Below are 19,314 nucleotides of genomic sequence, written 5' to 3' on the forward strand. Positions count from 1 at the left end.
CCCGGGCAGCCTGGGCGGGCCCGCGGGCTCCGGTCCCGGCGCGGGCCCGGACCCCGCCCGCCCCGGCCCCGGCGGCGGGCTCAGCGACGACACCGCGATCCTCACCCCGCAGCGGCCGGTTCCCCCCGGCATGGGCAACCCGGACAACATCTCCGGCAACACCGTCACCAGCGGCATCCCCGTCGTACCGGGCGAGCGCAACGAGCCGTTCCGGGCCGCGTCCGGCGACGGGCCGCTGCCGCACACGCCGCCCAAGCTGCCCGAGCCGGTCTCCGCGCCGCCGGCGAGCTCCGCCAAGCCCGCCAAGAAGAAGGGACGCAGGAAGCTCCCGCTGCTCGTCGGCGGACTGGTCGTCGTCGCCGGTGTCGCCTACGGCGCCGGCCTGCTGATGAACCGTTCCGACGTGCCCAAGGGCACCACCGTGCTCGGCGTCGACATCGGCGGCGGCACCCGCGACGACGCCGTCGAGAAGCTGGACGCGGCCCTCGGTGCCCGCGCGGCCAAGCCGCTCAAGCTCACCGTGGGCGGCGACAGCGTCTCCCTGAAGCCGGACCAGGCGGGACTCCAGCTCGACACCCAGGCCACGGCCAGCGACGCGGCGACGAGCGACTACAACCCGATGTCCGTGATCGGCTCGCTCTTCGGCCAGAAGCGGGTCGTCGAACCGGTCATGCCCGTCGACGAGGAGAAGCTGCACGCCGCCCTGCAGAACGCCGCGAGCGGGGCCGGGTCGGTGACCGAGGGCACGATCAAGTTCGAGTCGGGCAAGGCCGTCCCCGTGTACGGCAAGGCCGGCAAGGGCATAGACGTCGCCAAGTCGACCGAGGCCGTGCAGGCCGCGTACCGCGCCCAGGTGGAGACGGGCACCGCCACCGGGGTGAACGTGCCGACGACCACCAGGGAACCCACGGTCTCCAAGGCCGAGGTCGACCGGATGCTGAAGGAGTTCGCCGAGCCGGCCATGTCGGCCAGGGTGACCGTGCAGACGGACGCCGCGCACTCCATCCCGATGAGCCCCGAGAAGTCGCTGTGGAAGTTCCTCCGGGTCACGGCCGTCGACGGCAAGCTCGTCGACAAGCCCGACCTGAACGCCCTCAAGGAGCTCTACGGCCAGACCTTCGACGGTGTGCTCATCACCCGGGCCAACGGTGCGAAGACCGCCGTCACCCCCCAGGACGTCTACGGCGCCATGCGCCAGGCCCTGAAGAGCAAGACCGACCGGGTGGCCGTCATCGACACCGACCCCAGCTGACGCGGCCGCAGGAGAGAGGGGCGCCCGCACTCGCCGGGCGCCCCTCTCGTCGTACGCCGCCGCACGCCGTATGACATCTGTCATCCGGCACCCGGGACCGCCGACACTGCCGGGCGCCCGGCCGCCGCGGCCACGATGGGGGCATGACGAGGACAACGGTGGTCGGCTTCGACCAGGTGACCAAGGGGTACGGCGACGTCCGGGCCGTCGACGGGCTGACACTCGCCCTGCACCCCGGACAGACCGTGGCCCTGCTGGGCCCGAACGGGGCGGGCAAGTCGACCACGCTCGACCTGCTGCTCGGCCTCAGACGCCCCGACACCGGCACCGTCCGGGTCTTCGGCACCGAACCGCGCGAGGCCATCGTCGCCGGGCGGGTGGGTGCCATGCTGCAGAGCGGGGGCCTGATGGACGAGGTCACGGTCGCCGAACTCGTCCGGCTGGCCTGCGCGCTGCACCCCAGGGCCCACCCGGCCGCCGACGTGCTGGCCCGCGCCGGACTCACCCAGATCGCCGACCGGCGGGTCGACAAGCTCTCGGGGGGCCAGGCCCAGCGGGTCCGCTTCGCGCTCGCAACCGCCGGCGACAGCGACCTGATCGTCCTGGACGAGCCCACCACCGGCATGGACGTGACCGCCCGCCAGGCCTTCTGGGCCACCATGCGCGAACAGGCCGACCAGGGCCGCACCGTGCTGTTCGCCACGCACTACCTGGAGGAGGCCGACGCCGTCGCCGACCGGGTGCTCGTCCTGCACCGGGGCCGGCTGCTGGCCGACGGCACGGCCGCCGAGATCAAGGCCAGGGCCGGGGCCCGCCGGATCTCCTTCGACCTGGCGGGCGCGATCGACGAACAGGTGCTGCGCGCCCTGCCCTTCCTGACCTCCCTCACCGTGTCCGGCCGGACCGTGCGCCTCCAGTCCTCCGACGCCGACGCCACCGTGCACGCCGTGTACGGCCTCGGCCTCTACCCCCGCAACCTCGAAGTCGCCGGACTCGGACTCGAGCAGGCCTTCGTCGCCCTCACCGCCGCCGAGGAGGCCAAGCAGCCGTGACCAGCCTGATCAGGCTCGAACTCACCCGAGCCCTGCGAAACCGCAAATTCCTGTTCTTCTCGGTGATCTACCCCTCGGCCCTGTTCCTGCTGATCGCCGGAAACGCCGACGGCACCGGCGAGGTCGACGGCACCGGACTGACCCTGCCGACCTTCTTCATGGTCTCCATGGCCTCCTTCGGCGCCCTGACCGCCGTACTGATGGGCAACAGCGAGCGCATCGCCAAGGAGCGCGAGAGCGGCTGGGTGCGGCAGCTGCGGCTGACCACCCTCCCGGGCCGCGGCTACGTCCTCGCCAAGACGGCGAGCGCCGCCGTCGTCAGCCTGCCCTCCATCGTGGTCGTCTTCGTCGTCGCCGCGGCCGTGAAGGACGTGCGCCTGGACGCCTGGCAGTGGCTCGCCCTCACCGGGGTGATCTGGGCCGGCAGCCTGGTCTTCGCCGCGCTCGGCGTCGCCATCGGCTACCTGGCGACCGGGGACGCGGTCCGCCCGATCACGATGATCGTGTACTTCGGCCTGTCCATGCTCGGCGGCCTGTGGATGCCCACCACCACCTTCCCGCAGTGGCTCAGGGACATCGCCGAGTGGCTGCCCACGCACGCGTACGCTGCCCTCGGGCAGTCGATCGAACAGAGTCACGCCCCGCACGCACAGGACCTCGCCGTCCTCGCCGTCTACTTCGTGCTCTTCGCGGGCGGCGCGGCCTGGCTGTACCGGAAGGACACGCTGAAGGCGTGAGCGGCGTCGGCATCGGGCAACGCCCGGAGAACCGCAGGCAGAGGACCGTCAAGGTCATGTGGACCGCCATCTGGCTGGCCTACCTGAGCGCCCCCGTCAGCGACCTGCTGCACGGCGGCCACGCCGTCGGTGTCCAGATCCTCGGCTGGATCGGCCTCGCCGCCTTCGTCACCTGGTACATGCTGCTGCTCTTCCGCATCGGCGGCGGCGAGAGGACCAAGCTGGTCCTCGGCTCCCTCGCCGTCCTCGCGGCCCAGTCCACACTCCTCGCCCTCACCCTGGGCCGCGAGTGGCTGGTCCTCTTCGTGTACGTCGCGATCGCGTCCGGCGCCGCCCTGCCGCTGCGTCTGGCCCGCTGGACGATCCCGGGGGCCTCGGCGCTGCTCACCGCCGTCGCGCTCGCCGTGCCGGGGGGCACCTCCTTCATCGCCGGACTGCTGCTCCCGGCGCTGCTGGGCGGCTTCGCCATGACCGGCGTGCGCGAGCTGGTCCGGACCACCCTCGCGCTGCGCGAGGCCCGCGCCACCGTCGCCCAGCTCGCCGCCAACGAGGAACGGCTGCGCCTCGCCCGCGACCTGCACGACCTGCTCGGCCACTCGCTCTCCCTGATCACCCTGAAGAGCGAGCTGGCGGGCCGCATGCTGCCCGCCCACCCCGACAAGGCCGCCCAGCAGGTCGCCGACATCGAACAGGTCAGCCGCCAGGCCCTCGTCGACGTCCGCGAGGCCGTCACCGGCTACCGCCGGGCCCGCCTCGCCACCGAACTGGCGGGCGCCAAGGTCGCGTTGACGGCCGCCGCAGTTGCCGCCGAGCTGCCCGGCGAACCGGACCTGGCAGGTGTCCCCGAGGAGTCCGAGACGGCCCTCGCCTGGGCGCTGCGCGAGGCGGTCACCAACGTCGTACGGCACAGCGGCGCCCGGCGCTGCGTGGTGGAACTGCTGGAGCGCCAGACGCTGGACGGCGCGGTGCTGGAACTGTCGGTGGAGGACGACGGCTCCGGCCGCCCCGGCTCCGCGCACACCCCCGGCAACGGCCTCACCGGCCTCACCGAACGCCTGGCCAAGGCGGGCGGCACACTGGAAGCGGGCGGGGCCCACCGGGGATTCAGGCTGGTCGCCCGCGTCCCGGCGGCCGCGGCGGCCGACATAGGATCCGGGGCATGAGCCGCACGATCAAGGTCCTGCTCGCCGAGGACCAGGCGATGGTCCGCGAGGCACTGGCCGCCCTGCTCGGCCTGGAGGAGGACATCGAGGTCGTCGCCCAGGTGGCACGCGGCGACGAGGTGCTGGACGCCGCCCGCGCCCACGGCGTGGACGTGGCCCTGCTGGACATCGAGATGCCCGGCGCGACCGGTATCGAGGCGGCGGCCCTGCTCCACCGGGAACTCCCGGCCGTGAAGCTGGTCGTCCTCACCACCTTCGGCCGCCCCGGCTACCTGCGCAGCGCCATGGAGTCCGGCGCCGACGCCTTCCTGGTCAAGGACGCCCCGGCCGCCCAGCTCGCCGAAGCGGTACGCAAGGTACTCGCGGGCGAGCGGGTCATCGACCCGACCCTGGCGGCGGCGGCCCTCGCCGAGGGCGCCAACCCCCTCACCGACCGCGAACGCGAGATCCTCCGGGCCGCCGCCGACGGCTCCACCAACGCCGAACTCGCCACCGCCCTCCACCTCTCCCAGGGCACGGTCCGCAACTACCTCTCCACGGCCATCCAGAAACTGGCGGTCAGGAACCGCGCGGAGGCAGTCCAGGTGGCAAGGAACAAGGGCTGGCTGTAGCGACCGACCGCCCCGAAGCTGCGGGCAGTCGTGCCGCTGGGGCGGCACGGGTGGGCGCAGCGGCACCCCGTCGGCGCCGGGCCGCGCACCCCCGGCCCGCACCGACCGACGCTCAGTTCAACATCGCCCGAGCCGTCCGCGCCTCCCCCCGCACCTCCTCCGCGACCGCCTGATCCACCGCCCCCACCACCTCCGCGTACGCCTCCAACTCCCCGGCCCCCGCCAGGAAGTCCCCCCGCTGCACCAGCAATCGCGCCCGCTCGTACCGCAACCGCGCCGCATGCGCCGGCAACAGCAGCGCCAGGTCGACCGCCCACAGGCCCACCGCCGACTGCTCCGGCCGCCTGGCCGCCCACGCCCGGATGTTGTTCAGCACCCGGGACACGACGTCCAACGGCGCCGCTGGCTCCAGCATCGACGGCCGCAGCTCCACCCCCGTCGCCCCGGCGACCAGCACCTCCGCGTCCTGCCCGCTCAGCAGCCGCCCCCCGTCGAACGGGTCGACGAGCACCCGCTCCTCCAGGGACCCGGAACCCGGCCCCGGCTCCGCCCCGAACCCGACCACGAAATGGCCGGGCAAGGCGACCCCGTACACCGGCGCCCCCGCCCGCCTGGCCACCTCGATCCACACCACCGACAGCAGGATCGGCAGCCCGCGCCGGCGCCGCAGCACCTCGTGCAGCAGCGACGACTCCAGCCGCTGGTAGTCGGCCGCGGCCCCGTGGAACCCGTACCGCTCGCCGAGCAGGTCCCGCAGTGCCACCGCCCAGGCCCGCGGCGTACCCGGCCGGAACGGCAACTGCCCGGCCAGCCGGTCCAGTTCCACCTGCGCGGCGTCCAGCCCGGCCTCGTCCAGCGTCCCGTCCGCCTCCGCGCCCACCAGCAGGCACAGCGTGGCCAGGTCGGGCCGCTCGGACCGCGCCTCTTCGGCGAACCGCCGCCGCAGTTCGGCCGAACGTTCCGGCGACGGGGGCTGGGGTGGATGAGGATGACGCATGGCCGGCTCGTGCCCTTTCACAGCGATGTCAGGCGACGGATCACCGGTCCGTCCCGGTATCCCCGGGCTCCCGGTAGTGGTGGTAGGCGTGGTGCGCGGCGAAGCCCATCCCGGCGTACAGCGCCCGGGCGCCGGTGTTGTCCGTCTCCACCTGGAGCCACGCCGCCGACGCGCCCTCGTCGAGCGCCCGCCGGGCCAGCGCGGCCATGACGGCGGTCGCGAGTCCCCGGCGCCGCTGCGCGGGGTCGACCTCGACGGCCGCGAAGGAGGCCCAGCGCCCGTCCACGACACACCGTCCGATCGCCGCCGGGGCACCCGTCGCGTCCGCGCCGGGCACCGTGGCGAACCACACCGACGGCCCCCCGCCCAGCACCCGCAGGGCCACGTCGCTCACGCCCTTGCGTTGATACCGGGCCAGCCACGCCTCGTCCGCCTCCCGGGACAGGAGCACACCGGTGCCCTCGGCCAGATCGGCGACCGGCGCGAGTCCGCCCGTCCACACCTCGGCCGTCACCTCCCGGACCCAGCCCCGCCGCTCCAGCTCCGCGCACAGCAGCTCCTGCGTGCCGTCGGCGCCGGTGGCGGTCTGGACGTACGCGGGCAGCCCGCGCTCGCCGTACCAGCGGCGTACGGCGGTCAGCGCCTCGTCGAGGGGCAGCCCCGGATCGCCGAGCGGCAGCACGGAGTTGGCCCGCCGGGTGAAGCCCCCGGCGGCCCGCAGCTCCCAGGCGCCGAGCCGCTCGCTCTCCACCGGGGGCCAGGCCCGCGCGGTGATGCGCGCCAGCTCCTCGTAGGACGCGGCGGGACCGCGACGGCGGGCGGGCGCGGCCGGCACGACCTTTCCGGCGACCAGGGCGGACTCCGCGACACGCACGGATTCGCCACCCTTTCGTGTGATCAGCAGCACACCGTCGGTCCATGATGTGAGAACACCGACCGTGTCGGTGAACTTCTCACCCGCGACACCCGCTTCGCTCAAGCGCCGTACGGAGACTCGTTTGCCCACGTCAGCAGCGGTGATACGGACCTCAAGTCGCCCTGCGGCAGAGATTTCCACGGGTCTGTCCACCCCTCCTGTTCGGATCATGCCCAAGAACGGAGATACTAGGGGCGGGCATCGACGACGCCGCGCTCCCGCGCGCCAGGCGGCGGAGCCTGAGGAGGCCCGCCAGCGCCCTATCGAGGAGGAACGACAGCGTGACCTACGTCATCGCGCAGCCTTGTGTCGACGTGAAGGACAAGGCGTGCATCGAGGAGTGCCCGGTCGACTGCATCTACGAGGGCCAGCGGTCCTTGTACATCCACCCGGACGAATGCGTCGACTGTGGTGCCTGTGAGCCGGTCTGCCCGGTCGAGGCGATCTTCTACGAGGACGACACTCCCGAGGAGTGGAAGGACTACTACAAGGCGAACGTCGAGTTCTTCGACGAGCTCGGTTCGCCGGGCGGCGCCAGCAAGCTGGGGCTGATCGAGCGCGACCACCCCTTCGTCGCCGCGCTGCCGCCGCAGAACCAGTAAGAGCGGCCCGCACGCACGCGCCGCCTCGGTCCCGTACGGCCTGATCACCCCGATCGGCGCCGCACGGGACCGAGGCGTTTGCCGTGCCGGGCGCTCACGAGGAAAGGGAGCCACCCACCGTGTCCGCAGTCTCCGACCGCTCACCCGTCGCCCACCACCCTGCCGGGTCGCTGCGCGACCGCCTTCCCGACTTCCCCTGGGACAAGCTGGAGCCGTACAAGAAGACGGCCGCGGCCCACCCGGGCGGCATCGTCGACCTCTCGGTCGGCACCCCGGTCGACCCGGTCCCCGAGCTGATCCAGAAGGCCCTGGTCGACGCGGCGGACTCCCCGGGCTACCCGACGGTCTGGGGCACCCCGGCGCTGCGCGACGCGATCACCGGCTGGGTGGAACGCCGTCTCGGCGCCCGTGACGTCACCCACCGGCACGTGCTCCCCATCGTCGGCTCCAAGGAACTCGTCGCCTGGCTCCCGACCCAGCTGGGCCTCGGCCCCGGCGACAAGGTGGCCTTCCCGCGCCTGGCCTACCCGACGTACGAGGTCGGCGCGCGCCTGGCCCGCGCGGAGTACGAGGCGTACGACGACCCGACCGAGCTGGACCCGGCGGGCCTCAAGCTCCTCTGGCTCAACTCCCCGTCGAACCCGACCGGCCAGGTGCTCTCCAAGGGCGACCTGACCCGCATCGTGGCCTGGGCCCGCGAGCACGGCGTCCTCGTCGTCTCCGACGAGTGCTACCTGGAGCTGGGCTGGGAGGCGGCCCCGGTCTCGGTCCTCCACCCGGACGTCAACGGCGGCTCGTACGACGGCCTGGTCGCCGTCCACTCCCTCTCCAAGCGCTCCAACCTCGCCGGCTACCGCGCGGCCTTCCTGGCCGGCGACCCGGCCGTCCTGGGCCCGCTCCTGGAGATCCGCAAGCACGGCGGCATGATGACCTCGGCGCCGACCCAGGCCGCCGTGGTGGCGGCCCTCGGCGACGACGAGCACGTCCGCGTCCAGCGCGAGCGCTACGCGGCCCGCCGCACCGCCCTGCGCCAGGCCCTGCTCGGCCACGGCTTCCGCATCGAGCACAGCGAGGCCAGCCTCTACCTCTGGGCCACCCGCGACGAGTCCTGCTGGGCCACGGTCGCCCACCTCGCCGACCGAGGCATCCTGGTGGCCCCGGGCGACTTCTACGGCCCGGCGGGCGAGAACTTCGTCCGGGTAGCCCTGACGGCAACGGACGAACGCGTGCAGGCGGCCGTCGAGCGCCTGAAGCCCTGAGGCCCGGCCGCGGGCAGGGAGGGTGGGCATGACGCCGGGCACCGGCCAGGACACGTCCACTGCACTCCCCAGGCAAGCAAAACGCCGGGGCCCAGGAAACGAACCCTGGGCCCCGGCGCCGTACAAGCCCGGCGCTAGCCGATCGGCAGCCCCTGGACCGGCAGCCCACCCTTGCCCAGCGCCTCCGTCGGCAGGCCGCCCTTCGTGGCGGTCGAAGCGGTGTCACCGACGATGTCCCCGGCGGAGCCCGCCGCCTCCCCGGCCGCGTTCTGCGCCGCCGGCGTGGCCTTCTTGACGACCGATCCACCGGTCTTGCCGGCGGTCGGCACGGTCTTCTTGACGGCCTTGCCGCCGGTGTCGCCCGCGGTCTCGGTGACGTTCTCGGCCGCGGAGGCGGCGGTGTTGCCGACGTTCGCCCCGTCCAGGGCGGTCAGTCCCCCGAGGTTCGGGGTGGCCGGCAGTTCGGGCGCCGCGCTGGCGGAGCCGGCCGCACCGACCCCGGCAGCCGCTCCCGCAGCGACGAGCAGCGCGGCACGGGCGATCCGACGGGTCAGGGGGAGGGACATGATGCTCCTTCGACGTAAGTCGACAACAACGATGGGTAATCCGACCGGGCCGGAGGGCGACCGGAGAGTGGTCGACCGGGCTCGGACGCAGTGACTACCGCTTGAGAGCCACGAAGGTTGCGGCGGCCCAACGTAAAGAGTTGGTAATGCGTCGCATTATCAGGTGCACAGAAAAACGGGCAAAAGGGCGCCGGTCGGAAAGTCTGCTGAATCCTTACGGCCCTTGATTTTCCCGGGTCCGACGCGTTCGGGGGTGAGGGTGCGAAAACCCGTGCTTCGCGCCGACGCGGGTCACTCGCGGAGGTGACGCTTCGTACGGGCGCGCTACCGCGCGGACGTGATCCGCACCGGCCCCGTCGCCCGCTCCGCGCCCTTGGCGCCTGCGCCGCCCGTCGGGTTCCACTTGCTGTCCGTGTTGCCCGCGGTCCACTCCCGGCCCGCGTAGGTGACCCGCTGGATGTGCAGCGAGGAGGCGTTGGCCACCGCCCAGTGCGCCAGCTGCCAGCCGCGCCGCCCGCGCTCCCCGGCCGCGCCGGAACCGGTGCCGCCGGTCACCGGCAGCGTCACGGTCCGCTCGTCGGAGCCGGCCGCGGACCGGGCGGAGGCGGCGTCGCCGCCCGCTTCGGCGCCGGCCGGGCGGAGCACGTCGTGCCCGAAGTCCCGTACCAGCGCCGCGCGCACCGCGTCCGGGCCCTTCTCCCGGGTCGTACCGGGGAGCCCGTCGCAGGTCAGCGTCGCCGCGGACCGTCCGGTGAGCGCGGCGGAGAGCAGCGCGGCGTCCGGTTCGTGCTTGGCGTAGGCATACGGGAAGGCGCTGCGCTGCACGCGCTGGGCGGCGTCGGTCAGCGGGAGGTCCAGGTAGCCGGGGATCTCGACCAGGTGGTCGTAGAACAGGCCCGCCGAGTACGCCGGGTCCATGATCTCCTCGGGCTTGCCCCAGCCCTGCGAGGGCCGCTGCTGGAACAGGCCGAGCGAGTCCTTGTCGCCGTGGTCCAGATTGCGCAGCGACGACTCCTGCAGCGCGGCCGCCAGCGCGATCGTCACGGCCCGCTCGGGCAGCTTGCGCGCGGTGCCCACGGCGGTGATCGTCGCCGCGTTCACCGCCTGCTCCGGCGTGAACTCGTAGGTCGCCCCGTCGCCCTTGCCGCCGGCCACCCTGCACCCCGGGGCGCCCCCGCCCCCGGTGACGTACTGCACCGCCAGATAACCGGCGACCGCGAGAAGGACCATGGAGGCGGCGCCCGAACGGGCGAGGCGGCCACGGCGTTTGGGGGGTGGGGACGGCTGGAGCACGCGTACAAGGTACTGGAGGGTAGGGTCCGGTGTCCGCCGGGTACGCACTCTGCCCGAAAGGGCAGGGCGTTAGGGTCGGGGCCATGGCCGATACCCCGCTTGACCTCACGCTGGACGCTGCGGAGCTTACCGCGCGGCTCGTCGACTTCCCGTCCGAGAGCGGCACCGAGGAGCCCCTGGCGGACGCGATCGAGAGCGCGCTGCGCGCCCTGCCGCACCTGACGGTCGACCGGTACGGCAACAACGTCGTGGCCCGCACGGACCTGGGCCGGACGGAGCGCGTGATCCTCGCCGGGCACATCGACACCGTGCCGATCGCCGGCAACGTCCCCTCCCGGCTGGACGAGGACGGGGTGCTGTGGGGCTGCGGCACCTGCGACATGAAGGCGGGCGTCGCCGTCCAGCTGCGCATCGCGGCCACCGTCCCCGCCCCCAACCGCGACCTGACCTTCGTCTTCTACGACAACGAGGAGGTCGCCGCCGAGCTGAACGGCCTGAAGCACGTCGCCGAGGCCCACCCCGAGTGGCTGGAGGGCGACTTCGCGGTGCTCCTCGAACCCTCCGACGGGCAGGTGGAGGGCGGCTGCCAGGGGACCCTGCGGGTGCTGCTGAAGACGGCGGGGGAGCGGGCGCACTCCGCGCGCTCCTGGATGGGCTCCAACGCCATCCACGCCGCCGCCCCCATCCTCGCGCGCCTGGCCGCGTACGAGCCGCGCTACCCGGTCATCGACGGCCTGGAGTACCGCGAGGGCCTGAACGCGGTCGGCATCACGGGCGGGGTCGCGGGCAACGTCATCCCCGACGAGTGCGTGGTCACGGTGAACTTCCGCTACGCCCCGGACCGCAGCCCCGAGGACGCCCTCGCCCACGTCCGGGAGGTCTTCGCGGACTGCGGGGTGACGGAGTTCGTGGTCGACGACCACAGCGGCGCGGCCCTGCCGGGGCTGTCCCACCCGGCCGCGGCGGCCTTCACCGAGGCGGTGGGCGGCACCCCGCAGCCGAAGTACGGCTGGACGGACGTGTCCCGTTTCTCCGCCCTCGGTGTCCCGGCGGTCAACTACGGCCCGGGCAACCCGCACCTGGCGCACAAGCGCGACGAGCGGGTCGAGGTGGCGAAGATCCTCGCCGGTGAGGAACGCCTGCGGTCGTGGCTGACGGCTTGATCCACCGCGGGTTTAGGTCGCTGCGTGGCGGACATGCTGAGGTCCCTCGTACGTAACCCGCGTAGATCTACGCTGAGGTGGAAGAACCTGCAACTGGAGGGAGCGCGCATGGCTACCGGCAACCCCGAGGGCAAGAAGCGGCCACCGGAGGAGCAGCGCCTGGGCCCTGTCCTCCGGCGGCGGGACAAGGTGCAGGAGAGCACCACGGACCAGCGCCTGCTGGACGAGCGAGCCCCGACGGACTGGGTGCACACCGACCCCTGGCGCGTCCTGCGCATCCAGTCGGAGTTCATCGAGGGCTTCGGCACGCTGGCCGAACTGCCGCCCGCCATCAGCGTCTTCGGCTCCGCCCGGACGGCCGTGGACTCACCGGAGTACGAGGCGGGCGTGCGGCTGGGCCGCGGCCTGGTGGAGGCGGGCTTCGCCGTCATCACCGGCGGTGGGCCCGGCGCCATGGAGGCGGCCAACAAGGGCGCCCTGGAGGCGAAGGGCACGTCGGTCGGCCTGGGCATCGAACTGCCCTTCGAGCAGGGGCTCAACCCCTACGTCGACATCGGCCTGAACTTCCGCTACTTCTTCGTCCGCAAGATGATGTTCGTGAAGTACGCGCAGGGCTTCGTCGTCCTGCCCGGCGGCCTCGGCACCCTGGACGAGCTCTTCGAGGCCCTCACCCTGGTGCAGACCCAGAAGGTGACCCGCTTCCCCATCGTCCTGTTCGGCTCCGAGTACTGGGGCGGCCTGGTGGACTGGCTCCGCGGCACCCTGGTGGCCCAGGGCAAGGCCGCGGAGAAGGACCTCATGCTCTTCCACGTCACGGACGACGTGGACGAGGCCGTGGCCCTGGTCTCCAAGGAGGCGGGCCGGTAGCGGCAGGTCACAGGCGGGGGCGAGGCCCTGGGCCGACCCCCGCCGAAGCCCTGGACCGACCTCCGCCGAAGCCCTGGGCCGACCCCCGCCGGAGTCCTAGGCCAAGCCCCGCCGGGCCACCGCCGGCTCCCGGTGCCCGGCGATCGTCGCCACCATGTCCAGCACCTGCCGGGTCTCCGCCACCTCGTGCACCCGGTACACCCTGGACCCCAGCCACGCCGAGACCGCGGTCGTCGCCAGCGTGCCGATCAGCCGTTCCTTCACGGGCCGGTCCAGCGTCTCCCCGACGAAGTCCTTGTTCGACAGGGACACCAGCACCGGCCACCCCGTCTCCACCATCTCCCCGAGCCGCCGCGTCGCCTCCAGGCTGTGCCGGGTGTTCTTCCCGAAGTCGTGCCCGGGGTCGATCAGCACCGACTCCCGCGGCACCCCCAGCTCCACCGCCCGCTCGGCCAGTCCCAGCGTCACCCGCAGGATGTCCGCCACGACGTCGTCGTACGTCACCCGGTGCGGCCGCGTGCGCGGCTCGGCGCCGCCCGCGTGCGTGCACACCAGCCCCACCCCGTACCGGGCCGCGACCTGGGCGAGCTTCGGGTCGACGCCGCCCCACGCGTCGTTCAGCAGGTCCGCCCCGGCCTCGCACACGGCCTCGCCGACCTCGTGCCGCCAGGTGTCCACGCTGATCACGACGTCCGGGAACCGCCGCCGGACCTCCGCGACGAAGCCCACCGTCCGCCGCGCCTCCTCGGCGGCCGACACCTCGTCCCCGGGGCCCGCCTTCACCCCGCCGACGTCGATGATCGCGGCCCCCTCGGCCACCGCCTGCTCCACGCGCGCGAGGGCGGGCTCGTCGCGGAAGGTCGCCCCCTGGTCGTAGAAGGAGTCCGGGGTACGGTTCACGATCGCCATGATCACCGGCTCGTGCGCCGTGAATTCACGCCTGCCCAGCCTGAGCATCCCCTGTGACATCTCCTCGACCACACCGTTTCTCTCGTGCCGTTCTCGACCCCGGGACCACGGTCCTTCGACGACCGCGGTCCCGGCTGTCAGACTCGCATGGCACGATCGGACCCGACACAACCGACTCCGGCACAACCGACTCGGACTCCTGCCGGACTCCGACCCGACCATGGGGGCCCCAGCGATGGTCATGTTCCTGTTCCTCGTCATCGCGCTGGCCGTCGTCGTGGCCGCGGTGACGCTCGCCGTGGTGGGCGGTGGCGAGAGCGGGCCGCTGCCCGACGCCGCACCCGAGCGGGTACGGGACGCGCTGCCCCCGGACCGTCCGGTGGACCGCGGCGACGTGGAGCGGCTGCGCTTCCCGCTGGTGGTCCGCGGCTACCGCATGGCGGACGTCGACGACGCCCTCGGCCGCCTCGGTGCCGAGCTGGCCGAGCGGGACGCCCGGATCGCCGACCTGGAGTCCGCGCTGGCGGGCGCCCGGGCCGCCGCGACCGCCCACCGCCACGTCGTCATGGACAAGCCGGCCCAGGAGGAGCAGCAGTGAGCGCCGGGGAGGCCCTCGCGGGCCCGGACGGCGCGCTGCGCTGCCCCTGGGCGCTCTCCACCGCGGACTACATCACGTACCACGACGACGAGTGGGGCCGCCCGGTCCACGGCGACGACGCCCTGTACGAGCGGCTCAGCCTGGAGGCCTTCCAGTCCGGCCTGTCCTGGATCACCATCCTGCGCCGCCGCACCGGCTTCCGCAGCGCCTTCGCCGGCTTCGGGATCGCCGAGGTCGCCGCCTTCACCGAGGCCGACCGCGAGCGCCTCCTCGCCGACGCCGGCATCATCCGCAACCGCGCCAAGATCGATGCGACCCTGGCCAACGCGCGCGTGCTGGCCGAGTGGGCCCCCGGCGACCTGGACGAGCTGATCTGGTCGCACGCCCCCGACCCGGCCGGACGACCGGCCCCGAAGACCCTCGCCGACGTCCCGGCCGTCACACCGGAGTCCACGGCGCTGTCCAAGGCCCTGAAGAAGCGGGGCCTGCGCTTCGTCGGCCCGACGACGGCGTACGCGCTGATGCAGGCGTGCGGACTGGTCGACGACCACCTGGCGACCTGCGTGGCCCGCCGCTCCTGAGCCGCCGGGCGCCGCCCGGGAGGCGGGCCGGGCCGTCTACCGGCCCAGGTACTTCGGCTTCTCCTTCTCGACGAACGCCCGCACCGCGATCGCGTGGTCCTCGGAGGAACCCGCCCGCGACTGCAGCTCGTCCTCCTTGTCCAGCGTCTCGGAGAGCGAGTGCGTCAGCCCGTACGCCATCGCCTCCTTCAGCGCCGCGTACGCCACCGTCGGCCCCTCGGCCAGCGCGCGCGCCGTCTTCTCGGCCTCGGCGCGCAGGTCGGCCGCGGGGACGATCCGGGTGGCGATGCCCAGCTCGTACGCCTCCTGCGCGCCGATGCTGCGCGGGAAGAGCAGCAGGTCGGCGGCGCGGCCGGGGCCGACGACGCGCGGCAGCGTCCAGGAGATGCCGGAGTCCGCGGTGAGCGCCACGCCCGCGAAGGAGGTGTTGAACGCCGCCGTGTCCGCGACGATCCGGTAGTCCGCGGCGAGCGCGAAACCGAGGCCCGCCCCGGCCGCCACGCCGTTCACGGCGGCGACCACCGGCTTCTTCGCCTCGGCGAGCGCCCGCACGATCGGGTTGTAGTGCTCGCGCACCGTGCTCATCGTCTGTCCCGAGCCGGTCTCCCGGTCGGCGGCCAGCAGCCCGATGTGTTCCTTGAGGTCCTGGCCGACGCAGAACGCGCGCTCCCCGGCCGCGGTCAGCAGCACCGCCCGTACGGTGTCGTCCGCCGCCGCGGAGCGCACCGCGTCCCGGAGGGCGACCTTGGTCTCGATGTTCAGCGCGTTCATCGCCTCGGGGCGGTTCAGCGTGATCGTCGCGAGCCCGTCGCTCACTTCGTGGAGCACGGTGTCGGCCATGGGAAATCCCCTCCGCGTCGTGTGATGCAGTGTCGTACGGCGGCATGCGGTGGCATGCGTCCGGGAGACAGCATGACGGAGATCACCGGGAACGGATCGCTCATGAGGTGTGACCTGCGTCAAAGAAATCCGGTCCGTATCCATTCGGTGGAAGTGCGTGAGGGCGCGCAGTATCGCAGTCACATCGCCGAATTGAGTGGTTTTGCTCGCGCGCGTTGCCCAAGCGATGCCGACCGATGTTGGTCATCGGGTCCTGGGATGCGGGATAATGGCTGGGAAGCAATGTGTTCGATGCCGGTGTCGCGCGTCCTTGCCGGAATGCGCGTGCCCTCACGGGCCGTCGCCGGTGACGGTGAGCTGGTATCAGGAAGGGGAACGAGCATGGCGGCCATGAAGCCGCGGACGGGTGATGGCCCGCTCGAGGTGACCAAGGAGGGGCGGGGCATCGTCATGCGCGTTCCGCTCGAAGGCGGCGGGCGACTCGTCGTCGAGCTGACCCCCGACGAGGCCGACGCGCTCGGCGACGCCCTCAAGAAGGTCGTCGGCTGACGCGCGAGCGACCACAACCGTGCAATCACCCCGGTACCGCACATGGTGCCGGGGTGGTTGTCGTGTGACGGCCTTTCCCGACGCCGGGTGCGTTTTCCTCGGCATTCGGGTGAGGGCTGTCCGTGCGACTTCGGTTCAGCGCTTCACGGCGCACAGCAGTCCGTCGCCCACCGGGAGCAGCGAGGGCACCAGCTCCTGGCTCTCCCGCACCGCGCGCAGCAGTTCCCGTACCCGCAGCACCTCGGTGGGCTGTGGTCCCGAGTCGATCGTGCGGCCGGCGCCGAAGACGCCCTCGAAGGCGACGAGGCCTCCGGGGCGCAGCAGACGCAACGATTCAGCGAGGTAGTCCAGGTACTCCAGACGGTCGCCGTCGCAGAAGACGAGGTCGTAGCCGGCGTCCGCGAGCCGGGGCAGCACGTCCAGGGCGCGCCCGGGAATGAAGCGGGCGCGGTTGCTGGCGAAGCCCGCGGCCCGGAAGGCCTGGCGGGCGAACTGCTGGTGCTCCGGCTCCGGGTCGACCGTCGTCAGTACCCCGTCCGGCCGCATGCCGTGCAGCAGATGGATCCCGGAGACGCCGCAGCCGGTGCCGATCTCCGCGACCGCCTTGGCGTCCACGGCGGCGGCGAGCAACCCCAGGGCGGAGCCGGTGCCCGGGGTCACCGAGCGCAGACCCGCCTCGCGGGCCCGGTCGCGTGCCCAGAGCAGCGCGTCGTCCTCGGCGACATAGGCGTCGGCGAACGCCCAGCTCGTCTGCCGGTTGCCGGTAATGACCCTCTCCTGTCCCCGTCGTTGCCTCGGCGTGACTGTATCCGTTGGCGTCGGGAACCCGCAGATGGGACCAGTCGTTAAAAGGGGAAGCAAGAGGCGGAACGGAAGAGGCGACCGAGCGGCCCGGGGGACGAGCCGTACGGGCGCAGATCAAATTCTCGTAAAACCGCTTATCCGGAGCTAACGGGCGAGGTGGCTATGGTAGGGGCTCCACTGGACACCACCAGAGCCGACAGGGGAGGTGCGGCCGCACCCGCGGATCGGGGCGGAGTGCTGCGGCGCTTCCTCGGATCGGCAGGCAGGCCGAAATCCGTGAACGACACCGCTGCTGACCACAGCCACTCCGACGGCCCCGCCAGGGGGTCCGCCCAGACCGCGACCTTCTCCAGCGACGCGGACGGGCAGGCGTGGACTCCGCCCACCTGGGAGGAGATCGTCAGCACCCACAGCGGCCGGGTCTACCGCCTCGCCTACCGCCTCACGGGCAACCAGCACGACGCCGAGGACCTCACCCAGGAGGTCTTCGTCCGCGTCTTCCGGTCCCTGTCGACCTACACGCCGGGCACCTTCGAGGGCTGGCTCCACCGCATCACCACCAATCTCTTCCTCGACATGGTCCGCCGCAAGCAGCGCATCCGGTTCGACGCGCTGGGTGACGACGCGGCCGAGCGCCTGCCCAGCAGGGAGCCCACCCCGCAGCAGCTCTTCCACGACGCCCACTTCGACGCGGACGTCCAGCAGGCGCTGGACACCCTCGCGCCCGAGTTCCGTGCCGCCGTCGTCCTGTGCGACATCGAGGGGCTGTCGTACGAGGAGATCGCCGCGACCCTCGGCGTCAAGCTCGGCACGGTCCGCTCCCGCATCCATCGCGGCCGTTCCCAGCTGCGCAAGGCGCTCGCGCACCGTTCGCCCAAGGCGCGGGCCGACCGCCGCTCGTTCGCGGCCGGCGTCCCCGCACTGGGAGGAGGGGGCACGAGCGCGTGAGTGGATCACGGCCTGAGTGCGAGGGACACCTCGCAGAGCAGCACCTGGGAGACCGGCTCTCCGCCCTGGTGGACGGCGAGCTCGGTCATGACGCGCGTGAGCGCGTGCTGGCGCACGTGGCGACCTGCCCGAAGTGCAAGACGGAGGTCGACGCCCAGCGCCGACTGAAGAACGTGTTCGCCGAAGCGGCCCCGCCGGCCCCCTCCGAGAGCTTCCTGGCCCGCCTCCAGGGGCTCCCCGGTGGCGACACGGACGGTGGCGGCCCGCCGCTCGCCGGACTGGCCGGAGGCTTCCGCACGTCCGCGAGCCCCGGCGTCCTCGGCCCGAGGCGGGGCGAGCGGTTCGAGTTCGACTACGTCCCCGCCCGGCCGCACGCCTCGGTGCTGCCGCCCTCCTCGTCGGGGCGCGGCTTCCGCATCCACGACGTGCACCGGCAGGAGTCCGACCGTTCGGCCTCGCGCGGACTGCGGTTCGCCTTCGTCGCCGCAGGAGCGGTGTCGCTGGCCGCGATCGCGCTGGGCGGTGTCACCCTCGGCACCCCGGACACCACCACCGAGGCCCGCGGCTCGGGCAGCGGCAGCAACGTGACGCCGCTGCGTACCCCCGGCGCAGCCGCGGCCACCGGCTCCGAGAGCCAGCGCCGCCGCACGAGCGGTCCGCTGCTCGGGCAGGGCCAGCGCGTACTGGGCGACACCCCCGTCGCGTCCACCACCGCCTCCGCGCCGTTGCTGCCCGGGATGCCGGCCCCCGCCGGGAGCGACGCACGGCAGCAGGCCGTCCGGGCGCTGACCACTCCGGTGACGGCCGGTGCTGCCGCCATGTCCCCGCTGATACGGCCGCTGGAAGCCGTTCCGCCGCTCTCCCTGAGTTCCTGGTCGACGGCGGCCACCGAGGTCAGGCCGCCCGGCCTGCTCACCGCCCCCGACCCGGCGCCGTCGCCCTATCCCGCGGCTTCCCCGGCCACCTCCTACCCGCCGGTTCGCTGACGGGCTCTGCGCGCCGGTCCGCGAACCTGATTGAATCCGGGGTGGCGCCAGAGCCCTTGGAGCCGACGATCTGCGGCCAGCTGCGGGGAGAACATGAACGAGGGGAAGCCCACGAAGGCGAAGTGGTGGAGTCGTCCCCGCTCGTCCGAAGACGCGCCCGACGGCGACTTCGAACTGGAACGCCCCCGCCCGATCCCCACCACGGGCACGGGCACGGCCGCCGACGGGGGCGACTTCGAGCTGGAGCGCCCGGCGACGCCCCGCGCGACCGACGAGGGTGACTACGAGCTGGACCTCCCCCGCCCCGAGCCCGCCGAACCGGCGGACGCCGGTCTGCCTCGGCAGGGGGACCGGCGCGCTGTCCCGGCGGAGGACGCCTTTCCGGCCGAGGCCGTGAGGTCGCGGTCCCACGCGGGGACCGGCTCCGCCCCGCCCGCCGACGCCGCGCCCGCCGACGAGCGTCCCAAGCCGCTGCACGAACCCGACCCGTACAGCACCCCGCCCTACGGTGAGCCGGGCCCCTGGGCCCCCGCTCCGCCGGTCCAGCATCCGGCGGCCACACCCGCGCACGGCACGGCGACGGCGGCGGCCCCGCACGCGCCCCGCACGCCCGCCCCGGCG

20 protein-coding genes and 2 pseudogenes are annotated in these 19,314 nt (G+C 73.1%); 15 read left to right on the forward strand and 7 right to left on the reverse strand.

What is annotated here, in order from left to right; all coding sequences use genetic code 11:
• The 5 genes and pseudogenes from BZZ08_RS35600 to BZZ08_RS35620 form a co-directional block, all read left to right on the forward strand.
• Positions 1 to 1,252: pseudogene (locus BZZ08_RS35600) on the forward strand (hypothetical protein); the annotation flags it as partial.
• 143 nt (positions 1,253 to 1,395) lie between these two features.
• Positions 1,396 to 2,304, forward strand: coding sequence for an ABC transporter ATP-binding protein (locus BZZ08_RS35605; protein WP_104636317.1), 909 nt, complete (start codon positions 1,396 to 1,398; stop codon positions 2,302 to 2,304).
• Entirely contained in the window at positions 2,301 to 3,041 is a 741-nt protein-coding gene (locus BZZ08_RS35610) for an ABC transporter permease (RefSeq protein WP_104636318.1), read from the forward strand. Before BZZ08_RS35605 ends, BZZ08_RS35610 begins: the two co-directional genes overlap by 4 nt.
• Positions 3,038 to 4,204, forward strand: a complete 1,167-nt coding sequence (locus BZZ08_RS35615) for a sensor histidine kinase (protein WP_104636319.1) — start codon at positions 3,038 to 3,040, stop codon at positions 4,202 to 4,204. The genes BZZ08_RS35610 and BZZ08_RS35615 overlap by 4 nt, the downstream gene beginning before the upstream one ends.
• A complete protein-coding gene (locus BZZ08_RS35620) occupies positions 4,201 to 4,815 on the forward strand; it encodes a response regulator transcription factor (RefSeq protein ID WP_087807387.1) in 615 nt (204 codons plus the stop codon). Before BZZ08_RS35615 ends, BZZ08_RS35620 begins: the two co-directional genes overlap by 4 nt.
• A 112-nt stretch (positions 4,816 to 4,927) precedes the next feature.
• Here the strand turns inward: BZZ08_RS35620 and BZZ08_RS35625 are convergent, their stop codons facing one another.
• Positions 4,928 to 5,812, reverse strand: coding sequence for a transglutaminase-like domain-containing protein (locus BZZ08_RS35625; RefSeq protein WP_104636320.1), 885 nt, complete (start codon positions 5,810 to 5,812; stop codon positions 4,928 to 4,930).
• A gap of 40 nt (positions 5,813 to 5,852) precedes the next feature.
• Positions 5,853 to 6,869, reverse strand: a complete 1,017-nt coding sequence (locus BZZ08_RS35630) for a GNAT family N-acetyltransferase (RefSeq protein ID WP_104636321.1) — start codon at positions 6,867 to 6,869, stop codon at positions 5,853 to 5,855.
• A 140-nt stretch (positions 6,870 to 7,009) separates the two neighbouring features.
• Between BZZ08_RS35630 and fdxA the strand changes: the two genes are divergently transcribed.
• Together fdxA and BZZ08_RS35640 are read left to right on the forward strand one after the other, a co-directional pair.
• Positions 7,010 to 7,330, forward strand: coding sequence for a ferredoxin (gene fdxA / locus BZZ08_RS35635; protein WP_003973842.1), 321 nt, complete (start codon positions 7,010 to 7,012; stop codon positions 7,328 to 7,330).
• A gap of 119 nt (positions 7,331 to 7,449) precedes the next feature.
• Entirely contained in the window at positions 7,450 to 8,589 is a 1,140-nt protein-coding gene (locus BZZ08_RS35640) for a bifunctional succinyldiaminopimelate transaminase/glutamate-prephenate aminotransferase (RefSeq protein WP_104636322.1), read from the forward strand.
• Between the two features lie 134 nt (positions 8,590 to 8,723).
• Here the strand turns inward: BZZ08_RS35640 and BZZ08_RS35645 are convergent, their stop codons facing one another.
• Positions 8,724 to 9,155 carry an ATP-binding protein gene (locus BZZ08_RS35645; RefSeq protein ID WP_104636323.1) on the reverse strand — a complete coding sequence of 144 codons (432 nt, stop codon included), beginning with the start codon at positions 9,153 to 9,155 and terminating at the stop codon, positions 8,724 to 8,726.
• A gap of 324 nt (positions 9,156 to 9,479) precedes the next feature.
• Positions 9,480 to 10,448: a heavy metal transporter gene (locus tag BZZ08_RS35650; protein WP_104636324.1), complete on the reverse strand. Its 969-nt coding sequence runs from the start codon at positions 10,446 to 10,448 to the stop codon at positions 9,480 to 9,482.
• 83 nt (positions 10,449 to 10,531) lie between these two features.
• On the opposite strand from BZZ08_RS35650, the gene dapE reads away from it, so the two are divergent.
• Together dapE and BZZ08_RS35660 are read left to right on the forward strand one after the other, a co-directional pair.
• Entirely contained in the window at positions 10,532 to 11,611 is a 1,080-nt protein-coding gene (dapE, locus tag BZZ08_RS35655; RefSeq protein WP_104636325.1) for a succinyl-diaminopimelate desuccinylase, read from the forward strand.
• Between the two features lie 108 nt (positions 11,612 to 11,719).
• Positions 11,720 to 12,478, forward strand: coding sequence for an LOG family protein (locus BZZ08_RS35660; RefSeq protein ID WP_104636326.1), 759 nt, complete (start codon positions 11,720 to 11,722; stop codon positions 12,476 to 12,478).
• A gap of 96 nt (positions 12,479 to 12,574) precedes the next feature.
• Here the strand turns inward: BZZ08_RS35660 and folP are convergent, their stop codons facing one another.
• Positions 12,575 to 13,435 (reverse strand): dihydropteroate synthase, encoded by an 861-nt coding sequence (gene folP / locus BZZ08_RS35665; RefSeq protein WP_104636332.1) that lies wholly within the window; start codon positions 13,433 to 13,435, stop codon positions 12,575 to 12,577.
• 193 nt (positions 13,436 to 13,628) lie between these two features.
• Between folP and BZZ08_RS35670 the strand changes: the two genes are divergently transcribed.
• On the forward strand, positions 13,629 to 13,985 hold the full coding sequence (locus tag BZZ08_RS35670) for a DivIVA domain-containing protein (RefSeq protein ID WP_198601885.1): 357 nt from the start codon (positions 13,629 to 13,631) through the stop codon (positions 13,983 to 13,985).
• Entirely contained in the window at positions 13,982 to 14,566 is a 585-nt protein-coding gene (locus BZZ08_RS35675; RefSeq protein ID WP_104636328.1) for a DNA-3-methyladenine glycosylase I, read from the forward strand. The genes BZZ08_RS35670 and BZZ08_RS35675 overlap by 4 nt, the downstream gene beginning before the upstream one ends.
• 36 nt (positions 14,567 to 14,602) lie before the next feature.
• On the opposite strand, the gene chcB is transcribed toward BZZ08_RS35675, so the two are convergent.
• Positions 14,603 to 15,406: a 2-cyclohexenylcarbonyl CoA isomerase gene (gene chcB, locus BZZ08_RS35680; protein WP_104636329.1), complete on the reverse strand. Its 804-nt coding sequence runs from the start codon at positions 15,404 to 15,406 to the stop codon at positions 14,603 to 14,605.
• 381 nt (positions 15,407 to 15,787) lie between these two features.
• Here chcB and BZZ08_RS35685 point away from each other — a divergent pair, with 381 nt between their 5' ends.
• On the forward strand, positions 15,788 to 15,955 hold the full coding sequence (locus BZZ08_RS35685) for a DUF3117 domain-containing protein (RefSeq protein ID WP_003966491.1): 168 nt from the start codon (positions 15,788 to 15,790) through the stop codon (positions 15,953 to 15,955).
• 135 nt (positions 15,956 to 16,090) lie between these two features.
• Here BZZ08_RS35685 and BZZ08_RS35690 read toward each other — a convergent pair whose 3' ends face one another.
• Complete coding sequence (locus BZZ08_RS35690; RefSeq protein ID WP_078884611.1) at positions 16,091 to 16,789, reverse strand: O-methyltransferase; 699 nt, start codon at positions 16,787 to 16,789, stop codon at positions 16,091 to 16,093.
• Positions 16,790 to 17,035: 246 nt separating this feature from the next.
• On the opposite strand from BZZ08_RS35690, the gene sigE reads away from it, so the two are divergent.
• The 3 genes and pseudogenes from sigE to BZZ08_RS35705 all read left to right on the forward strand — a co-directional run.
• A complete protein-coding gene (sigE, locus tag BZZ08_RS35695; RefSeq protein WP_104636330.1) occupies positions 17,036 to 17,707 on the forward strand; it encodes an RNA polymerase sigma factor SigE in 672 nt (223 codons plus the stop codon).
• Complete coding sequence (locus tag BZZ08_RS35700) at positions 17,704 to 18,693, forward strand: anti-sigma factor family protein (RefSeq protein ID WP_104636331.1); 990 nt, start codon at positions 17,704 to 17,706, stop codon at positions 18,691 to 18,693. The genes sigE and BZZ08_RS35700 overlap by 4 nt, the downstream gene beginning before the upstream one ends.
• Positions 18,694 to 18,786: 93 nt before the next feature.
• Positions 18,787 to 19,314 (forward strand): annotated as a pseudogene (locus BZZ08_RS35705) (protease); the annotation flags it as partial.

The organism is Streptomyces sp. MH60 (assembly GCF_002939385.1).
Classification (GTDB): Bacteria; Actinomycetota; Actinomycetes; order Streptomycetales; family Streptomycetaceae; genus Streptomyces.

Bases quoted from the DNA above. Each gene is read 5' to 3' on its own strand.
- BZZ08_RS35670 (WP_198601885.1), top strand. From the start codon at position 13,629: ATGTTCCTGTTCCTCGTCATCGCGCTGGCCGTCGTCGTGGCCGCGGTG.
- chcB (WP_104636329.1), bottom strand. From the start codon at position 15,406: ATGGCCGACACCGTGCTCCACGAAGTGAGCGACGGGCTCGCGACGATC.
- BZZ08_RS35605 (WP_104636317.1), top strand. From the start codon at position 1,396: ATGACGAGGACAACGGTGGTCGGCTTCGACCAGGTGACCAAGGGGTAC.
- BZZ08_RS35685 (WP_003966491.1), top strand. From the start codon at position 15,788: ATGGCGGCCATGAAGCCGCGGACGGGTGATGGCCCGCTCGAGGTGACC.
- BZZ08_RS35620 (WP_087807387.1), top strand. From the start codon at position 4,201: ATGAGCCGCACGATCAAGGTCCTGCTCGCCGAGGACCAGGCGATGGTC.
- BZZ08_RS35660 (WP_104636326.1), top strand. From the start codon at position 11,720: ATGGCTACCGGCAACCCCGAGGGCAAGAAGCGGCCACCGGAGGAGCAG.
- BZZ08_RS35645 (WP_104636323.1), bottom strand. From the start codon at position 9,155: ATGTCCCTCCCCCTGACCCGTCGGATCGCCCGTGCCGCGCTGCTCGTC.
- folP (WP_104636332.1), bottom strand. From the start codon at position 13,435: ATGCTCAGGCTGGGCAGGCGTGAATTCACGGCGCACGAGCCGGTGATC.
- BZZ08_RS35625 (WP_104636320.1), bottom strand. From the start codon at position 5,812: ATGCGTCATCCTCATCCACCCCAGCCCCCGTCGCCGGAACGTTCGGCC.
- dapE (WP_104636325.1), top strand. From the start codon at position 10,532: ATGGCCGATACCCCGCTTGACCTCACGCTGGACGCTGCGGAGCTTACC.